At 70.7% G+C, this 16,375-nt stretch carries 17 protein-coding genes and 1 riboswitch; of the genes, 10 read left to right on the plus strand and 7 right to left on the minus strand.

Annotated elements, in window-relative coordinates:
• Positions 1–2 precede the first annotated feature (2 nt).
• Positions 3–974, minus strand: coding sequence for a glucosyl-3-phosphoglycerate synthase (locus tag FCH28_RS16945; RefSeq protein ID WP_136740878.1), 972 nt, complete (start codon positions 972–974; stop codon positions 3–5).
• A 228-nt stretch (positions 975–1,202) separates the two neighbouring features.
• Positions 1,203–1,349, plus strand: a riboswitch (SAM riboswitch).
• A gap of 17 nt (positions 1,350–1,366) precedes the next feature.
• Here FCH28_RS16945 and thrC point away from each other — a divergent pair.
• From thrC to groL, 4 genes are all read left to right on the plus strand, one after another.
• Positions 1,367–2,686 (plus strand): threonine synthase, encoded by a 1,320-nt coding sequence (gene thrC, locus FCH28_RS16950; protein ID WP_136740879.1) that lies wholly within the window; start codon positions 1,367–1,369, stop codon positions 2,684–2,686.
• Between the two features lie 59 nt (positions 2,687–2,745).
• On the plus strand, positions 2,746–3,024 hold the full coding sequence (locus FCH28_RS16955; RefSeq protein WP_136740880.1) for a MoaD/ThiS family protein: 279 nt from the start codon (positions 2,746–2,748) through the stop codon (positions 3,022–3,024).
• Between the two features lie 414 nt (positions 3,025–3,438).
• Positions 3,439–3,642 carry a cold-shock protein gene (locus FCH28_RS16960; RefSeq protein WP_003986833.1) on the plus strand — a complete coding sequence of 68 codons (204 nt, stop codon included), beginning with the start codon at positions 3,439–3,441 and terminating at the stop codon, positions 3,640–3,642.
• 359 nt (positions 3,643–4,001) lie between these two features.
• Positions 4,002–5,624 (plus strand): chaperonin GroEL, encoded by a 1,623-nt coding sequence (groL, locus tag FCH28_RS16965; protein ID WP_136740881.1) that lies wholly within the window; start codon positions 4,002–4,004, stop codon positions 5,622–5,624.
• Positions 5,625–5,759: 135 nt separating this feature from the next.
• On the opposite strand, the gene FCH28_RS16970 is transcribed toward groL, so the two are convergent.
• On the minus strand, positions 5,760–6,413 hold the full coding sequence (locus FCH28_RS16970; protein WP_136740882.1) for a TetR/AcrR family transcriptional regulator: 654 nt from the start codon (positions 6,411–6,413) through the stop codon (positions 5,760–5,762).
• Positions 6,414–6,709: 296 nt separating this feature from the next.
• On the opposite strand from FCH28_RS16970, the gene FCH28_RS16975 reads away from it, so the two are divergent.
• Positions 6,710–7,141, plus strand: a complete 432-nt coding sequence (locus FCH28_RS16975) for a VOC family protein (protein ID WP_136740883.1) — start codon at positions 6,710–6,712, stop codon at positions 7,139–7,141.
• 70 nt (positions 7,142–7,211) lie between these two features.
• A complete protein-coding gene (locus tag FCH28_RS16980) occupies positions 7,212–7,619 on the plus strand; it encodes a VOC family protein (RefSeq protein ID WP_136740884.1) in 408 nt (135 codons plus the stop codon).
• Between the two features lie 58 nt (positions 7,620–7,677).
• Here the strand turns inward: FCH28_RS16980 and FCH28_RS16985 are convergent, their stop codons facing one another.
• The 3 genes from FCH28_RS16985 to FCH28_RS16995 all read right to left on the minus strand — a co-directional run bounded on the left by FCH28_RS16985 (position 7,678) and on the right by FCH28_RS16995 (position 11,370).
• Positions 7,678–9,282: a PTS transporter subunit EIIC gene (locus FCH28_RS16985; protein WP_136740885.1), complete on the minus strand. Its 1,605-nt coding sequence runs from the start codon at positions 9,280–9,282 to the stop codon at positions 7,678–7,680.
• Positions 9,283–9,350: 68 nt separating this feature from the next.
• The gene (murQ, locus tag FCH28_RS16990; protein WP_136740886.1) at positions 9,351–10,289 is read right to left on the minus strand and encodes an N-acetylmuramic acid 6-phosphate etherase; all 939 of its coding nucleotides are present in this window, start codon (positions 10,287–10,289) and stop codon (positions 9,351–9,353) included.
• Between the two features lie 136 nt (positions 10,290–10,425).
• The gene (locus FCH28_RS16995; protein ID WP_187363852.1) at positions 10,426–11,370 is read right to left on the minus strand and encodes a MurR/RpiR family transcriptional regulator; all 945 of its coding nucleotides are present in this window, start codon (positions 11,368–11,370) and stop codon (positions 10,426–10,428) included.
• Between the two features lie 131 nt (positions 11,371–11,501).
• Between FCH28_RS16995 and FCH28_RS17000 the strand changes: the two genes are divergently transcribed.
• The 3 genes from FCH28_RS17000 (at position 11,502) to FCH28_RS17010 (ending at position 12,785) form a co-directional block, all read left to right on the plus strand.
• Positions 11,502–11,864, plus strand: a complete 363-nt coding sequence (locus FCH28_RS17000; RefSeq protein ID WP_425471953.1) for a hypothetical protein — start codon at positions 11,502–11,504, stop codon at positions 11,862–11,864.
• Position 11,865: 1 nt separating this feature from the next.
• On the plus strand, positions 11,866–12,141 hold the full coding sequence (locus FCH28_RS17005) for a DUF4031 domain-containing protein (RefSeq protein WP_136740887.1): 276 nt from the start codon (positions 11,866–11,868) through the stop codon (positions 12,139–12,141).
• A gap of 113 nt (positions 12,142–12,254) precedes the next feature.
• Positions 12,255–12,785 (plus strand): pyridoxamine 5'-phosphate oxidase family protein, encoded by a 531-nt coding sequence (locus tag FCH28_RS17010; protein ID WP_136740888.1) that lies wholly within the window; start codon positions 12,255–12,257, stop codon positions 12,783–12,785.
• A 182-nt stretch (positions 12,786–12,967) separates the two neighbouring features.
• Here the strand turns inward: FCH28_RS17010 and FCH28_RS17015 are convergent, their stop codons facing one another.
• Both FCH28_RS17015 and FCH28_RS17020 read right to left on the minus strand, forming a co-directional pair.
• On the minus strand, positions 12,968–14,230 hold the full coding sequence (locus FCH28_RS17015; RefSeq protein ID WP_425471944.1) for a Cmx/CmrA family chloramphenicol efflux MFS transporter: 1,263 nt from the start codon (positions 14,228–14,230) through the stop codon (positions 12,968–12,970).
• Positions 14,231–14,347: 117 nt separating this feature from the next.
• Positions 14,348–15,037, minus strand: coding sequence for an HD domain-containing protein (locus FCH28_RS17020; RefSeq protein WP_136740889.1), 690 nt, complete (start codon positions 15,035–15,037; stop codon positions 14,348–14,350).
• A gap of 468 nt (positions 15,038–15,505) precedes the next feature.
• On the opposite strand from FCH28_RS17020, the gene FCH28_RS17025 reads away from it, so the two are divergent.
• The gene (locus FCH28_RS17025) at positions 15,506–16,261 is read left to right on the plus strand and encodes a copper homeostasis protein CutC (protein WP_136740890.1); all 756 of its coding nucleotides are present in this window, start codon (positions 15,506–15,508) and stop codon (positions 16,259–16,261) included.
• The last annotated feature ends 114 nt before the right edge of the window (positions 16,262–16,375 follow it).

Genomic DNA, 16,375 nt, shown 5'->3' on the forward strand with positions numbered 1-16,375 from the left:
GGTCAGGCCGCGCGTCGCCGCGCGTACTCCGGTATTTCGGCCATCGGCGGGCGTTCCTCGGTGTCCACCGCTGTCGTACGGGGGACGAAACCGCTCTCGCCGCGGTCGAACTGGGTGAGCCGGGGTCGCACCAAGTGGCCCCGGGTCAGGCGGAGTTGGGCGGTGCGGTAGATCGCGGCGGCCATCCGGCCGAGGGCCAGGCCGTCCTGGTGGCGGTGCTTGCGCACGCCCACGTCCACCTGGGCGAGGGCGTCCAGGCCGACGGTGTGCAGCGCGTCGACGAGCAGGCCCAGCTCCACGCCGTAGCCGACCGGGAACGGCAGCCGCTCCAGGAGGGAGCGGCGGGCCGCGTACTCGCCGCCGAGCGGCTGGACGAAGCCGGCCAGCTGCGGCCAGTGCAGATTGAGCAGGGGGCGGGCCACCAGCTCGGTCACCCGTCCGCCCTGTCCCGGGAGGCCCGGCGCGGCCCCGTCGGTCCCGGGCTCCAGCGGCCGGTCGTACATCGCCTTCACGAACTGGATGTCCGGATCGGTGAGGAGCGGCCCCACGATGCCGGAGACGAATGTCGACGAGAATTCGCGCAGGTCCGCGTCGATGAAGCAGATGATGTCGCCGCTGGTGGCGAGCAGGGAGCGCCACAGGACCTCGCCCTTGCCGGGCAGGGCGGGGATGCGCGGCAGGATGCTGTCCCGGTGGACGACCCGGGCGCCGGCCGCAGCCGCGACCTCGGCCGTCCGGTCGGTGGAACCGGAGTCCAGTACCACCAGCTCGTCGACGAGGGGTGCCGCCTCCGTCATCAGCTCACCGCGGATCGCGGCGACGATCGCCCCGACGGTCGCTTCCTCGTCGAGTGCGGGCAGTACCACGCTGATCGTCCGGCCGGTCTGCCGCTTGGCGTCCAGCAGCAGGCCGAGCGGGCGGTCGGCCGCGGACCAGGAGCGGCTGCCGAGCCAGCGCTCCACCTCATCGAGCACGTTCAGTGTCCCCTAAGCTGCCAGGCCGCGGATGCGGCTCGTCGTCGCGCCGTGGAAGCGGCGTCCTGTTCCGCGCCGCGGGTGCGGCACGTTGTTACAGTCATCTCGCGGTTCGGACGACTATCTCAACCATCAGCGCCTTCGGTTACAGTCTTGAACAACGCGGATGACCGTCGCATGTCGGGGTCGCCGCGGCACAAACGCCTGGGTTTCGGCCCAGTGCCATACCGCTCATCCAGAGGGGCAGAGGGATACGGCCCGTTGAAGCCCCGGCAACCCTCCAGCCGGTCTCCGCGCACAGCGCGCGCGAGGCTCCCGGCTAGGGAAGGTGCCAAATCCGTCTCGTGGCGAGATGCGCCGCGAGGAAGATGAGGAGAAAGGGCCTCGCCTCCATGGCTGTGCAAGTCACCGAAAGCACCGAAAGCACCCCCGCCGTCCCCGTCGGCGGAGCCGACTCGACTGGCACTTTGGGACCGGCCGTCGCGCTGTCCTGCCGCGAGTGCGGCCAGCGTTTCGATCTCGGCCCCATCTTCGCCTGCCAGGAATGTTTCGGGCCGCTCGAAGTGGCATACGACCTGCCGAGCGGCGATCCGGAGGGCCTGCGGAAGCGGATCGAGGCCGGCCCGAACAACATCTGGCGCTACGCCCCGCTGCTGCCGGTGCCCACCGACGTCGCGGACAAGCCCAATCTGAACCCCGGCTTCACCAAGCTGGTCAAGGCCGACAACCTCGCCCGTGAGCTGGGTGTCACCGGCGGTCTGTACGTCAAGGACGACTCCGGCAACCCGACGCACTCCTTCAAGGACCGTGTCGTGGCGATCGCCGTCGAGGCCGCCCGCGCGTTCGGTTTCACCACCCTGTCGTGCTCCTCGACCGGCAATCTCGCGGGCGCGGTCGGTGCCGCGGCCCGCCGTGCCGGCTTCAAGTCCTGTGTCTTCATCCCGCACGACCTGGAGGCCGGCAAGGTCGTCATGGCCGCGGTCTACGGCGGCGACCTGGTCGGCATCGAGGGCAACTACGACGACGTCAACCGGTTCTGCTCGGAGCTCATCGGCGACCCGCTGGGTGAGGGCTGGGGCTTCGTCAACGTCAATCTGCGCCCCTACTACGGGGAGGGCTCCAAGACGCTGGCGTACGAGATCTGCGAGCAGCTGGGCTGGCGGCTGCCGGACCAGATCGTCATCCCGATCGCGTCGGGCTCCCAGCTCACGAAGATCGACAAGGGGCTGAAGGAGCTGATCGCGCTCGGTCTGGTCGAGGACCGGCCGTACAAGATCTTCGGTGCCCAGGCCGAGGGCTGCTCGCCGGTCTCGGCGGCCTTCAAGGCGGGCCACGACGTGGTGCGGCCGCAGAAGCCGAACACCATCGCCAAGTCCCTGGCGATCGGCAACCCGGCCGACGGGCCGTATGTGCTCGACATCGCGCGCCGTACGGGCGGTGCGGTGGAGGATGTCAACGACGAGCAGGTCGTGGACGCGATCAAGCTGCTGGCCCGGACGGAAGGGATCTTCGCGGAGACCGCGGGCGGGGTGACCGTCGGCGTGACCAAGAAGCTCATCGAGGACGGGGTGCTCGACCCGTCCCTGACCACCGTCGTCCTGAACACGGGTGACGGCCTCAAGACGCTTGACGCCGTCGCTCCGACCTCCGGTCCCACGGCCACCATCCGCCCGAGCCTGGACGCGTTCCGCGCGGCCGGCCTGGCCGGCTGAGCCCGGGTCCCGGCTCCGCACCCCCAACTCGTACCCCGCAGTCGCTGGAAGGCAGAACCATGAGCGTGAAGGTCCGCATCCCCACCATCCTCCGTACGTACACCGGCGGCGAGGCCGAGGTCGCCGCGGAGGGCGCGACCCTCTCCGAGGTGATCGCCGACCTGGAGAAGAACCACCAGGGCATCGCGGCCCGTGTGCTGGACGACGCGGGCAAGCTGCGCCGCTTCGTGAACGTCTACGTCAACGACGACGACGTCCGCTTCGAGCAGGGCCTGGAGACGCCGACGCCGGACGGCGCCGGTATTTCGATCATCCCCGCGGTGGCCGGCGGCTGCTGAATTTCAGCCATATCATCTGTCGCCTGACTGGAATTACCCCGTACGCAGCAAAGCGGACGGGGTAATTCCATGTTTCGAAAGGCGATACCATCGTGGTGATCCCACCCGTGCGCGTGCCGAACGCATATGAGACCGCGATGAGTTGTGTCCAATGCGTGTGCGAGGTTTGTCGGCTAAGGGTGGTTATGCCCGGCCCGACTTGCCCGGGAATAACGGGAGTTCGCGGCATATTGCCGATTCCCCGCCGCCAGAATTCTCGTCCGATTGACCTGTTGCGCTGGGCATTGGGGCAGATACATTCAGCGGCGGTCGACGCGTTCCGACGCACACCCCGCAGGCCAATCATGGGGTGAGGTCTGACCCGGGTCCGCGGAGTGCGGTCCTGTGCAAGGGCCAGTAATAGGGGAGTTAGGCATGGCTCAGGGCACCGTCAAGTGGTTCAACGCGGAGAAGGGGTACGGCTTCATCGCGGTCGACGGTGGTGCGGATGTTTTCGTCCACTACAGCGCGATTCAGATGGACGGCTACCGCACCCTTGAGGAGGGTCAGCGAGTCGAGTTCGAGATCTCGCAGGGCCAGAAGGGGCCGCAGGCGGACATGGTCCGGGTGGCCGGCTGAAGCGCCGACCGACTGCAGCATGTGAAGGCCCGCGCCCCGGAAGGGGGCGCGGGCCTTCCGCGTGCGCGCGGCGGGTTCGGGGGCGCGCATGCGCCCCCGCCGGCCCCCTTCCGGCGCTTGCGCCCACCCGTCGCCCGACCACCGCCCCTCAACGACGCCCTCCGGGCGGCTTGCACTCTCCTACCCCGAGTGCTAATCATTGGCGTTAGCACTCTCCGGGTGAGAGTGACAATCAAGGATCGAGTCGGTGAGGTCCGCTGGCCGGGTGGGGCAAGGAACCACCAGGCACGCAGGCCGTCCGTCGCGGGCGCCAATCGGTCCGGAGCAATCCACCCCGATGTCCGGGAGGACCACTTCACATGGCCAAGATCATCGCGTTCGACGAGGAGGCACGGCGCGGTCTCGAGCGCGGGATGAACCAGCTCGCCGACGCCGTCAAGGTCACCCTCGGCCCCAAGGGCCGTAACGTCGTCCTCGAGAAGAAGTGGGGCGCCCCCACGATCACCAACGATGGTGTTTCCATCGCCAAGGAGATCGAGCTCGAGGACCCGTACGAGAAGATCGGCGCCGAGCTGGTCAAGGAGGTCGCGAAGAAGACGGACGACGTCGCCGGTGACGGCACGACGACCGCGACCGTCCTGGCGCAGGCGCTGGTCCGCGAGGGCCTGCGCAACGTTGCCGCCGGCGCCAACCCGATGGCTCTGAAGCGCGGCATCGAGCGTGCCGTCGAGGCCGTCTCCGCCGCCCTGCTGGAGCAGGCCAAGGACGTGGAGACCAAGGAGCAGATCGCCTCCACCGCCTCCATCTCCGCCGCCGACACCCAGATCGGCGAGCTCATCGCCGAGGCGATGGACAAGGTCGGCAAGGAAGGCGTCATCACCGTCGAGGAGTCCCAGACCTTCGGTCTGGAGCTGGAGCTCACCGAGGGTATGCGCTTCGACAAGGGCTACATCTCGGCGTACTTCGCGACCGACATGGAGCGCATGGAGGCGGCGCTGGATGACCCGTACATCCTGATCGTCAACTCCAAGATCGGCAACGTGAAGGACCTCCTTCCGCTGCTCGAGAAGGTCATGCAGTCCGGCAAGCCGCTGCTGATCATCGCCGAGGACGTCGAGGGCGAGGCCCTGTCGACCCTGGTCGTCAACAAGATCCGTGGCACCTTCAAGTCCGTCGCCGTCAAGGCCCCGGGCTTCGGTGACCGCCGCAAGGCCATGCTCGGCGACATCGCCATCCTCACCGGTGGCACCGTCATCTCCGAGGAGGTCGGCCTCAAGCTGGAGAACGCCGGTCTCGACCTGCTGGGCCGCGCCCGCAAGGTCGTCATCACCAAGGACGAGACCACCATCGTCGACGGTGCCGGTGACAGCGAGCAGGTCCAGGGCCGGGTCAACCAGATCCGTGCCGAGATCGAGAACTCGGACAGCGACTACGACCGCGAGAAGCTGCAGGAGCGCCTGGCGAAGCTCGCCGGCGGTGTTGCGGTCATCAAGGCCGGTGCCGCGACCGAGGTCGAGCTCAAGGAGCGCAAGCACCGCATCGAGGACGCGGTGCGCAACGCCAAGGCCGCCGTCGAGGAGGGCATCGTCGCCGGTGGTGGCGTGGCTCTGCTCCAGGCGACCGGCGTCTTCGAGAAGCTGGAGCTGGATGGCGACGAGGCCACCGGTGCCGCCGCTGTGAAGCTGGCCCTGGAGGCCCCGCTGAAGCAGATCTCCGTGAACGCCGGCCTCGAGGGTGGCGTCATCGTGGAGAAGGTGCGCAACCTGACCCCGGGCCACGGTCTGAACGCCGCGACCGGCGAGTACGTCGACATGATCGCCGAGGGCATCATCGACCCGGCGAAGGTGACGCGTTCCGCGCTGCAGAACGCCGCGTCGATCGCCGCGCTGTTCCTGACCACCGAGGCCGTCATCGCCGACAAGCCGGAGAAGGCCGCCGCGGCCGCTCCGGGCGGCATGCCGGGCGGTGACATGGACTTCTGATCCTCCGGGATCAACTGTCCGCTCGTTCGCCGGGGCGGCACCCTCCTCCAGGGGGTGCCGCCCCGGCGGCGTTTTCGGTGGGTGTTCTTCGCAGTCGCTCTTCGGCGGGTGCTTGTGTCGCGCGCCGTCGTGGAGTCAGGCGTCGTGCCCGGCCGCGCCGGTGGCCGGTGGTTCTTCGGCGTTGTCGCCCGGGGAGCCGGCGGGGGTGGGCAGGGCCGGATTGGGGGTGAGGATGCGACGCAGGATGGTCTCGGCCTCGGTGCGGGCGGGCGGGGTGGAGTTGGCCAGCGCGCGCAGGCTGATGCCGTTGAGCGCTGCGGCGGCCGCTGCGGCGGTGTCCGGGTCGGTGTAGTGGGACAGGGCGCGCCGGCTCAGCTGGGTGTACTGGTCGGCGATCGGGCGCAGCGCGGGGCGGCGCAGCGCGGCGAGATAGAGCTCGAACTCCATGACCTGCTGGTCGCGTTGGGGGCCCACGCCGGGCAGGACCGCGTCGGCGAGCAGGACGGCGCACTGCTCGGGGGAGAGCGCGGGCCGTCTGGCCACCCAGTCGTCGAGGTAGCCGGCGAAGCGGTCGACGGCCCGTTGCAGGGCCGCGGCGATCAGGTCGTCCTTCGTCGCGAAGTGATACGTCGTCGCCCCGAGCGGGACGCCGGCTTCCTCGGCGACGGCACGGTGCGTCAGGCCCTCGATGCCGCGCGCGGCGATGACCCGCTCGGTGGCCACGGTGATCTCCTCGATCCGCCGCTCGGGATCGCGGCGGCGCCGGACGGTCGGCTGGTCGGTGGCCATGGGGACTCCAGACGTGACGATATAAATTCAGAATAGTACGGCTGTGCCGTAGTGCGGGTGCCCTTCTTGCTTCCGCTCTGTCTCTCTTCCCCCTGGTGCGTGGTGCGCGTGGTGCGTGTGGTGTGTGGTGCGTCGGACGTCGGGGCCTGGGGTGTGGTCGGGTGTCGATGTAGGGCGAGGAATGTCCTAATTGCACCTTCTTTGGGGTTTCAGTACAGTACTCATGTACCAATTCGCGGACGAGGCGCGACGTGACGCAGAACCGGCGCGCCGTAGCAGAGGAACGGTGACCCTTCATGACCAGCACATCCACCCCGTCCACGGACTCTCCGTCCGGGAGCGGCCCGGCCATAGGCAGGGTCTCCTCGTACGCCTTCTGGGGCCACGACGGCCGGGCGCTCGCCGACTTCTATGCCGGGGCACTGGGCTGGCGGGTGACCCGGGAGTTCCCCGACGAGCACGGCGTCCCGGTCGCGTTCATGGTCAACGACCCCGACCGGACCACGACGTACGTCTTCTACACGGCCAAGAACTTCACCCCGCCGAACTGGCCGGCCGAGGAGCTCCCCTTCCATCTCGACCTGGCCTTCGACGACATCGAGGCGGCCGAGCGGCGGCTGTTGGAACTCGGCGCGACCAAGCCCGAGCACCAGCCCGGCGGTGAGCAGTGGACGGTCCTGCTGGACCCGTCCGGCCAGCCCTTCTGCGTCAGCCGCCCCTGGTACTGACCGCCCCCGACGACCACACCCGACGACACCGACGACACCCGAAAAGACCCGACAGGACCAGGAGACGACCATGCCTTTCGCGCCCTGCATCAGCGTCCAGGACACCGCCGCCAGCCTCGCCTTCTACAAGCGCCTCGGCTTTGACGCGGACTCCAGCACGGCCCGCCCCGGCGACGACATCCACATGCTCCTCTACAAGGGCGAGTTCTGCGCGATGATCTACAGCAATGCGGACCTGAAGAACTGGCTCCCGGTCCTCAAGGACTTCCCCATCGGCTTCGCCGGCATGTTCTATCTGGCCGTGGACGACCTTGAAGGCACCCACCGCCTCATCTCCCGGTACGCGGAGATCGTCAAGCCGATCACCGGCGACCACAACGGACAGCGGATGTTCTACTTCCGCGACCCCGATGGCTATGTCATCGGCGTCAACGAGAAGGCGATGCTGGAAAGCAGCGAGATGGGCAAGTACGCCTGAGCCGGCCCCGCCGGCGGGCGGGGCCGGGGCGGCGGCAGGTCTCCGCGGGCGGTCGCGATCAGCCTGTGGAGACCGGCTCGGGATGGTCCGAGTCCGGGTCGGTTCTCGGGTCGGTTCTCCGGTCGGGGGTGGCTGCTGCCTTGGTGGTGTTCGCCGGCTCCGGGGCGGTGTTGAGCTCCATGAGCATCTGCTTGGTGAAGCCGAAGAAGTACGTGGTGAGGAAGCCGGTGAGGTAGCCGACGGCCAGGCCGAGGGCGTAGACGACGACCGTTGTGGCGATGCCGTGGTTGCCCTTGACCAGCGGGAACAGGGCCCATCCGGAGGGGCCGATGGCGGTGGAGCCGACGGTGTCGCCCAGCTGGTTGAACAGGCCCACGAAGCCGCCGCCGAAGGCGCCGCCGATGCAGGCGGTGATGAACGGGCGGCCGAGGGGCAGCGACACGCCGTAGATCAGCGGCTCGCCGACGCCCAGAAAGCCGGTGGGGAGGGCGGATTTGATGGTCGTACGGACCGGGCCGTTGCGCGGGAGCCGTACGTAGACGGCGATGGCCGCGCCGACCTGGCCCGCGCCCGCCATGGCCAGGATCGGCAGCAGGACGGTGTAGCCCTGCTGCTCGATGAGGGTGGTGTGGATGGGGATGAGGGCCTGGTGGAGGCCCAGCATGACGAGGGGGAGGAAGAGGCCGCCCAGGATGAATCCGGCGAGCGCGCCGCCGTGCGCGAGGAGCGCGTTGGCGAAGCTGCCGATGGCGGTGGAGATCTCACCCGCGACGTACATCAGGCCGAAGATGGTGACCAGGCCGGTGATCAGGACCGTGAGGGTGGGGGTGAGCAGGACGTCCAGCGCCTGGGGGACCGCCTTGCGGCATCGCTTCTCCACCTGGACGGCGAGCAGCGCGGCGGCCAGCGCGCCGAGCACGCCGCCCTGTCCGGGGGAGAGTTTCTGGCCGAAGGCGGTGATGTCCGCGATGCCGGGGAAGACGATGACCGCGGCGACCGCGCCGCCGAGGATTGGCGTACCGCCGAATTCCTTGGCGGTGTTGTAGCCGACGAAGACGGCGATGAGGGACATGAAGCCGGCGGCGATGGCGGCCAGTGCCGGGACGACGGAGGGCAGCCAGCCGAGGTTGGTCAGCAGGCCGTTGATGCCGGCGACGATGCCGCAGCCGATCAGGGCCGGGATCAGCGGGACGAAGATGTTGGCGATCCGGCGGAGGAAGAGCTTGAACGGGGTGGCGTTCCTGGCCTTCTGACGGGCTTTCAGGGCGGCGCCCTGGCTGGCGAGGTCGCCTTCGGCAGTGGCGCTCTGCGCCGTGGCTGGGGTGGTGGTCGGGGTTGGGGCAGGAGGCGGTGGTGAGGTCGTGGCCGGGTCCGGGGCGGGCGCGGGGGCGGGCGCGGTGGCGCGGGCCTCCTCGACCAGCCGCTCGAACTCGGGGGTGACGCGGGCGACCGCTCCGGGGCCCAGCACGATCTGGTACGTGTCGTCCTCGACCACGCCCATGACGGCCGGCAGTGCCTTCAGGGCGTCGTCCTGCACCAGGGAGCGGTCCTGGATGCCGAGGCGGAGCCGGGTCATGCAGTGGGCGATGGACGTCAGATTCGAGGCGCCGCCGACGAGGGGGAGGATCGCGGCGGCGGTGGCGCGGTTCTTGTCTTCGGTCATGAGCGCTCTTCGGTCATGTGCGGTGCCTTGCTGTGCGGACAACGACGGGGCTGGCGGGTCAGGCCGGGTCAGGCTTTCTCCGCGGCCTGGAGGGCCTCGCGGAGGTGGCCTTTCGAGTCGGCGAGGAGGCGGGCGGCGGTGGGGCCGTCGACCCGGCCGAGGAGGGTGAGGATGGCGTTCTTCACCTCCCCGTCCGTGGCGGCGAGCGCGGACTCGATCTCGGGGTCGGTGGCGTCGGTGGCCAGTGCGACGATCCGGCGGGAGCGGGCCCGCAGCTTCTCGTTGGAGGCGCGGACGTCGACCATCAGGTTTCCGTAGGTCTTGCCCAGCCGGATCATGGTGATGGTCGAGATCATGTTGAGCACCAGCTTCTGGGCGGTGCCGGCCTTCAGACGTGTGGAGCCGGTCAGCAGCTCGGGGCCGACGACGATCTCGATGCCGTGCTCGGCGGCCGCGGCGAGGGCCGAGCCGGCGTTGCAGGACAGGCCGATGGTCAGCGCGCCCATGGCGCGGGCGTGCTCCACGGCCCCGATGGCGTACGGAGTGCGGCCGGAGGCGGAGATGCCGACGACGGTGTCCCGGTCGTTGAGGCCGATCGAGGCCAGGTCCTCGGCGGCGAACGCCTTGCTGTCCTCGGCGCCCTCGACGGCGGTGACCATCGCGGACGGGCCGCCCGCGATCAGCCCCAGCACCTTGGCGGGGTCGGTGTTGAACGTCGGGGGGCATTCGCTCGCGTCGAGCACCCCGAGCCGTCCGGCCGTGCCGGCGCCCGCGTAGATCAGCCGGCCGCCGCAGGACATCCGGGCTGCGGTGGCGTCGATGGCCGCGGCGATCTTCGGGAGCTGCTGGGCGACGGCGGCGGGGACGGTGGCGTCCTCGTCGTTCATCGTGCGGGCGATCTCCAGGGTGGAGCGCTGGTCGATGTCGGCGAGCTCGGCGCGGAACGCCTCGGTGGTGAGGGTGTCCAGCTGGGCCCGCAGGTGCGCGTAGTCGGCGGTGGAAGTCATGGCGTGACGGCTCTTTCCGGCATGGAGTGAGGGGGCTCTTTCCGGGGCGTATGGATCTGTACGGCTGGATCTGTACGAGTGGATCTGTACGGCGCGTGTGACGCGGGGACCGCGGGTGCGGGGGCGGCTGCGGGTCTCAGCGCTGGGGGCGCGGGGAGTGGCGGTGCGCCAGGGCCTCGTACGACGCGGACAGGGCGGGCGCCGCGGTCTCGTACGTGCGCTGGGCGACGCCTATGAACAGGCAGTCCACGACGAGGAGTTGGCTGGTCCTGGACGACATCGCGGCGGGCCGCAGCTCGCTCTCGCGGGCGGTGGAGGTGGTCAGGATGTGGTCGGCGTAGGACGCGATCTCGCCGTCCGGGCGGCCGGTGATCGCGATGGTCGTCGCGCCGTGGTCGAAGGCGACCCGCAGCGGCTCTATGACATCGGTGGTCCGCCCGGAGTGGGTGATCGCGATGGCGACGTCGCCGGTCCGCATCTGCACGGCGTTGGTCACGGCGAGGTGCGGATCGGAGTGCGCATGCGCGATCAGGCCGATGCGCAGCAGCTTCTGGGCGAGGTCCTGGCCGACGAGGTTGGAGGCCCCTATGCCGTACACATCGATACGGCGGGCGCTGGACAGAGCGCCGACGGCCGCCTCCAGCTGGGTGACGTCGAGCCCGGCAGCGGTGTCGGCCAGACACTGCTGCTCTTCCTGCGCGAGCTTCGCCACGACGTCGGTGAGCGAGTCGTCGACCGCTATGTCCGCCGTCACCGCGGGTGCGCCGCCGGCCGCCTGCTGGGCGGCGAGCGCGGCCAGCGCGAGGCGCAGATCGCGATAGCCGGGGTAGCCGAGCAGCCGGGAGGTCCGGACCACGGTGGCTTCGCTGGTGCCGGTCCGCTCGGCGAGCCCGGTGACGGTGAGGGCGGCGCAGCCGGCCGGATCGCCCGCGACGGCTTCCGCGACGCGCTGCATGGAGCGGGTCATGGTCGGCGCGAGCGTGCGGACCTTGGAGGCCAGTGCGGCGGGCGCCGGTGGGGCCGGTGCGGGTCGGGTGTCGAGGGGAATGTCGCTGAAAGTTTCTTTCACGCTGCTGCTCACATCTGAAAAGTAATTTCAACGGCGTCGTGCGTCAATACCCTGCGTGAGGAGCTGTGGACAAGTCGCCCGACCGGACCGAGCCTGTGGACAACCGTGCGGCGGTGTCCGTGTTCCGCGCGACAATGGACGGCATGGAGCTGGAACAGGCACTGCATGCCGCGCGGGCCCTGGTGCTCGCAGACCTGGTGGCGGACGAGGTCGCCGACGCCGACATCGTCTCGCTGGTCGAGGACGCGGTCGTCCACCGCCGATGGTGGGTGGAGCAGTGGCCCGAGGGCGCGGCGTTCGTCGCGGGGCTGATAGCACAGGACGTCCAGGACGCCCTCCTGGAGCGGTACGGCCGCTGGCCCCTGTGCCCCGTGTGCACCACGTCCGGCGATCCCCACGCGCTCGACGTGGAGCCGGAGTTGGGGCCCGACCCGCACTGGGTCTGCCCCAAGACGGCGGTCGCGGTCGCCCCCGTCGGCAGGCTCCGCACCTCCGCGGACATCTGACGTGGCGATCTATATCGATCCGCCGACCTGGCCGGGCCACGGCCGCATGTGGTCGCATCTGATCAGCGATGTCTCCTTCGACGAACTGCACCGCTTCGCGGCCGGAATCGGCGCGCCCCGGCGGGGGTTCGAGCGCGACCACTACGACGTGCCGGCGGAGCGGTACGGCGACGCGGTGCGCGCCGGCGCGGTGGAGGTCGGCAGCAAGGAACTGCTGCGCCGGCTGACGGCCGCCGGCCTGCGCCGCCCCAAGAACCGCGCGGCACCCGGCACCTAGGGCCGGCAGGCCCGACCCATCGGACCGTGCCCTGGCGGCGTGGCGCCGCCACCGGGCCGAGGCCGCGCCAGCACCATGGCTATGACGGCGTGCCGCACCGAAAGGGGACAGTCTTGTCAGCCGAGGAACCGGTCACCGAGCTCCACCCGGCCTACAGCAGCGAGGGCGCCACGGCGACGGACTGGGCCGCGGCCGTCGGCGGGCTGACCGAGGCGGAGATCTTCTGGCTCTCCACGGTCCGCCCGGACGGCCGTCCGCATGTCACCCCGCTGCTGGCCGTATGGGCGGACGGTGCGCTGCACTTCTGCACCGGTCCGGACGAGCGCAAGGCCAAGAACCTCGCGGTCAACCCGCACTGTGTGCTGACCACCTCCACGGCCGGCGGCAACGATCTGCACGCCGGCCTGGACGTGATCGTCGAGGGCGAGGCGGTCCGGGTCGAGGACGAGATGACGCTGCGCGGCCTGGCCGATCTCTACGTCGCCAAATACGGCAGCGACTGGCGGTTCGAGGTGCGCGACGGCGCGTTCCACGGCGCGGGCAACCGGGCCGTGGTCTTCCGGGTCGAGCCCGCCACGGCCTTCGGCTTCGCCCGGGGCGAGACGTACGGCCAGACCCGGTGGACCTTCGGCGGCGGCGCCTGACCGGGGGCACACCGCCTGCCGCGCAGCGACCCGATCCGGTGCCCCGAGCCGGCAGCCCGGCCCTAGCCCGGAGCCGCCGGCCCCTCGCCCGGAGCCGCTCCGCGCCCTCGCCCGGAGCCGCTCCGCGCCCTCGCCCGGAGCCGCTCCGCGCGCCCTCGTTCAGAACCGCTTCGCGCCCTCCCTCAAGGCCGCTCCGCGCCCTCCGGAACCGGTGCGACGACCGTCGACGACGCGACGAGCCGGGAGTGGTTCGTCGCACGGTGCAGCCGGAAGGCGACGGCCGTGGTGCCCACGGCCACCGCTGCCAGCGCCGCGCCGGTCCACGCCACCGCCGGATAGCCCCACCCGGCGCCGATGACCAGACCGCCCAGCCAGGGGCCGAGCGTGTTGCCGATGTTGAACGCGGCGGTGGTGGTCGCGCCCGCCAGCGTCGGCGCCGCGTTGGCCACGTTGAACATCCGGGCGTTGAGCGCCGGCGCCGTGGCGAAGGCGGTGACCCCGAGCAACAGCGACAGCCCGATGGCGGCGACCGGGCTGTGCGCGGTCAGCGCCAGCACGGCCAGCACGGTCGTGGACGCCGAAATACCCACGAACAGCATCCGGAACAGGTGCGCGTCGGCGAACCGTCCCCCGAGGAACGTACCGATCAGCGCACCGACCCCGAACAGCGCGAGCACCGTCGGCACCCAGCTCTCGGCGAGCCCCGCGGTGTCGGTCAGCAGCGGCGACAGATAGGAGAAGAGCGCGAAGACCGCCGCGCCGTTCATGGCCGTCGCGGTCAGCGCCAGCCAGACCTGCTTGTCCTTGTAAATGGCCAGCTCGCGGCGGAGCTGCGGTCGGTCGTCGCCGGTCGGCACGGCCGTGAACGGCACCAGCGCGATCACCCCGACCAGGCCGACCGCGGCCAGCCCGGCCACCGCCCAGAACGCCGCGCGCCACCCGGCGTGCTGCCCGAGCAGCGCGCCCGCCGGCACACCCGCGATGTTCGCGATGCTCAGCCCGCCGACCATGACGGCCATCGCACGGGCCCGCGCCGTCACCGGGACCAGCGAGACGGCGACCGCCGCGCCGACCGCCCAGAAGCCCGCGCAGGCCAGCGCGCTCACCACCCGCGAGGCGAAGAGCACCCCGTACGAAGGCGCCACCGCGCCGGCCACCTGCCCGAGCCCGAACACCGCGAGCAGCGTGATCAGGGTCGTACGACGCGGCAGCCGGAGCGTCGCCGCGGCGAGGACCGGCGCGCCGACCACCATCCCGATCGCGAACGCCGAGACCAGCAGCCCGGCCTGCGGAATGGAAACATGCAGGTCACGGGCGAGCGGCTGGAGGATGCCGGACAGCATGAATTCGCTCGTACCGAGCGCGAAAACGGACAGGCCGAGGACGTACACGGCTATGGGCATGCGGGCGCGTTCGGCAGGGGAGGGCATATCAGGAGGTGGCATGTCAGCATCCAACACCCGATGAGGGCCTTACATTCCCGGCGGGGGGTGCCGGTGTGAGTGACCTTGCCCATACCTCCGCAGCAGGTCAGCCGCCCAGCAGCTCAGCCGCCCAGCAGGTCAGCCGCTCAGCAGGTCCAGCTCGGTGGCGAGGTTGCGGCGCGCGACATGCTCCCACCGGTCGTAGCCCATCGGGGTCCTGAACAGGCGGGGTAGCGCGAGGAGTTGGCGCAGCACGGCGGACCGGCCGACGGTGAACTCGGCATCGGGCACGAACGCGTACTCCTCGCGGACGGCGGCGGCATACGCCGCATAGCCGTCCGGCGAACCGGCGAGCACGGCCAGATCGGCGTCGCAGAGCACATCGCCGTCACGGTCGTCGGGCGCCGGATCGTGGGTGACCGTGAGCCGCACCAGCCGGGCCACCTCGGCCGTACGGACCGGCCCGACGCCCAGCTCGGGCAGTGCGCGCTCGGCCAGGGCGGCGCTGCGCTCCTCGTTCTCGGAGCGGTCCGGGCGGTAGACCGCGTCATGGAACCAGGCCGCCAGCTGCACGACGGGCAAGTCATCCGCGAAGGTGGCGAGTTCGTCGATGCGGTCCAGGACGTCGGACAGATGGCCGACCGTGTGATAGCGCCGCTGCGGCTCGCTCCACCGCGCCAGGAGATCGTCCGCGTACGGGGCGGGGTCGGGCCGAGCGGCGCCCTCGCGGGCCACGGGGCTCCGGGCTTCGGCCACGGTGGCAGCCCAGCGTCTGCGCAGCTCCGGGGCCAGGTCGGTGTTGTCCACAGCACGGGACAGTGGAGTCATACGAATCATTGTGCACGGGGAAAAACCCGAACGGGCGGCGGCAGGCGGAGGTGCGAGCCAGGCCACGGGAGGCCGGGGTCTCCTCACGCCGCGTCATGTCCGGGGGCGGTCCCGGCGCGGCCGTTGTTCATGCCGATCCCGTATGGACTGCTCCCCTCCCCGAAGGGACGGCATTCCCTTCGGGCATTCGGCTCCCCCCCCAGCGCCGAGGGGGCACGGGCACGTGTGCCGTAACGCCCTTACGGAAAGGGCGTATTGCTCATCTGGGTCGTGGTTCCCACCCGCACCAATGTGGGGTTGTGCGTCGCGCGGGAGGTACGCGTCGGGCGCTCGTTTGGGCGTTTCCGGCGGTTTGCGGTCGTGTCCGGCGGCGATGTGGCTGCCGGAGCGCGCACCAGCGCTTACGCTGGATATTGGACTAGACCTGTCAACTAGATCTGTCGTCGCCTCGTCAAGGATTGGGGTCATATGAGCAAGCGCGCACTCCTGGAGGTGATCGCGCTCGGCCCGGAGGACGCGGTCGCCGCCCAGGCAGGCGGAGCCGACCGTCTGGAGCTGGTCACGGACATGGCGGCCGACGGGCTGACGCCGTCCCGGGCCACCTTCGCGGCCGTCCGGGCGGCCGTCGACATCCCGCTGCGGGTGATGCTGCGGGCCGCCGACGGCTTCGCGGCCGGCGATGTGGCGGCGCTGTGCGAGGACGCGGCGGCGCTGCGGGCGGAGGGCGCGGACGAGTTCGTACTCGGCTTCCTGACCCCGGACGGACGGCCGGATCTCGACGCCGTACGCGCGCTGGCCGAGGTGATCGAGGGCTGCCGCTGGACCTTCCACCGGGCCATCGACCGGGCCGCCGACCGGGCCGCGCTGCGCAAGGAGCTGGCGGGGCTGGCGGTGCCGGCTGGGGTCGGCGGGCCGGCCGGGTTCCCCGGTGTCGCGGCCGGTCTCGACACGATCCTGACCGCCGGTTCCGTGCACGGCGTGGACGAGGGGCTGTCGACGCTGATCGCCGAGCAGGCCCGTACGGCGGTGGGCGAGCCCGGGTACCGGCCCCGCATCCTGGTCGGCGGCGGACTCGGGCTCGGCCATCTGCCGGCGCTGCGCGCGGCCGGTCTCGACGCGTTCCACATCGGGGGCGCGGCCCGCCCCGCCGGGTGGTCCGCCCCGGTGGACGCGGCGGCGGTACGGGAGTGGCGGGAGGTGCTGGACGGGGTGGTGGCGGTTTAGCGGGGTGGGGTGGTGGCGGGTGCAGGGCCGGGGGTGGTGCGCCCTGGTCGGCGGTCCCCGGTGACGCCCAGCTGACCGCCCTGGTGACGGCCCTTGGGAGACAACGGCAACGGC

This window comes from Streptomyces piniterrae, from assembly GCF_005048155.1.
GTDB lineage: Bacteria > Actinomycetota > Actinomycetes > Streptomycetales > Streptomycetaceae > Streptomyces > Streptomyces piniterrae.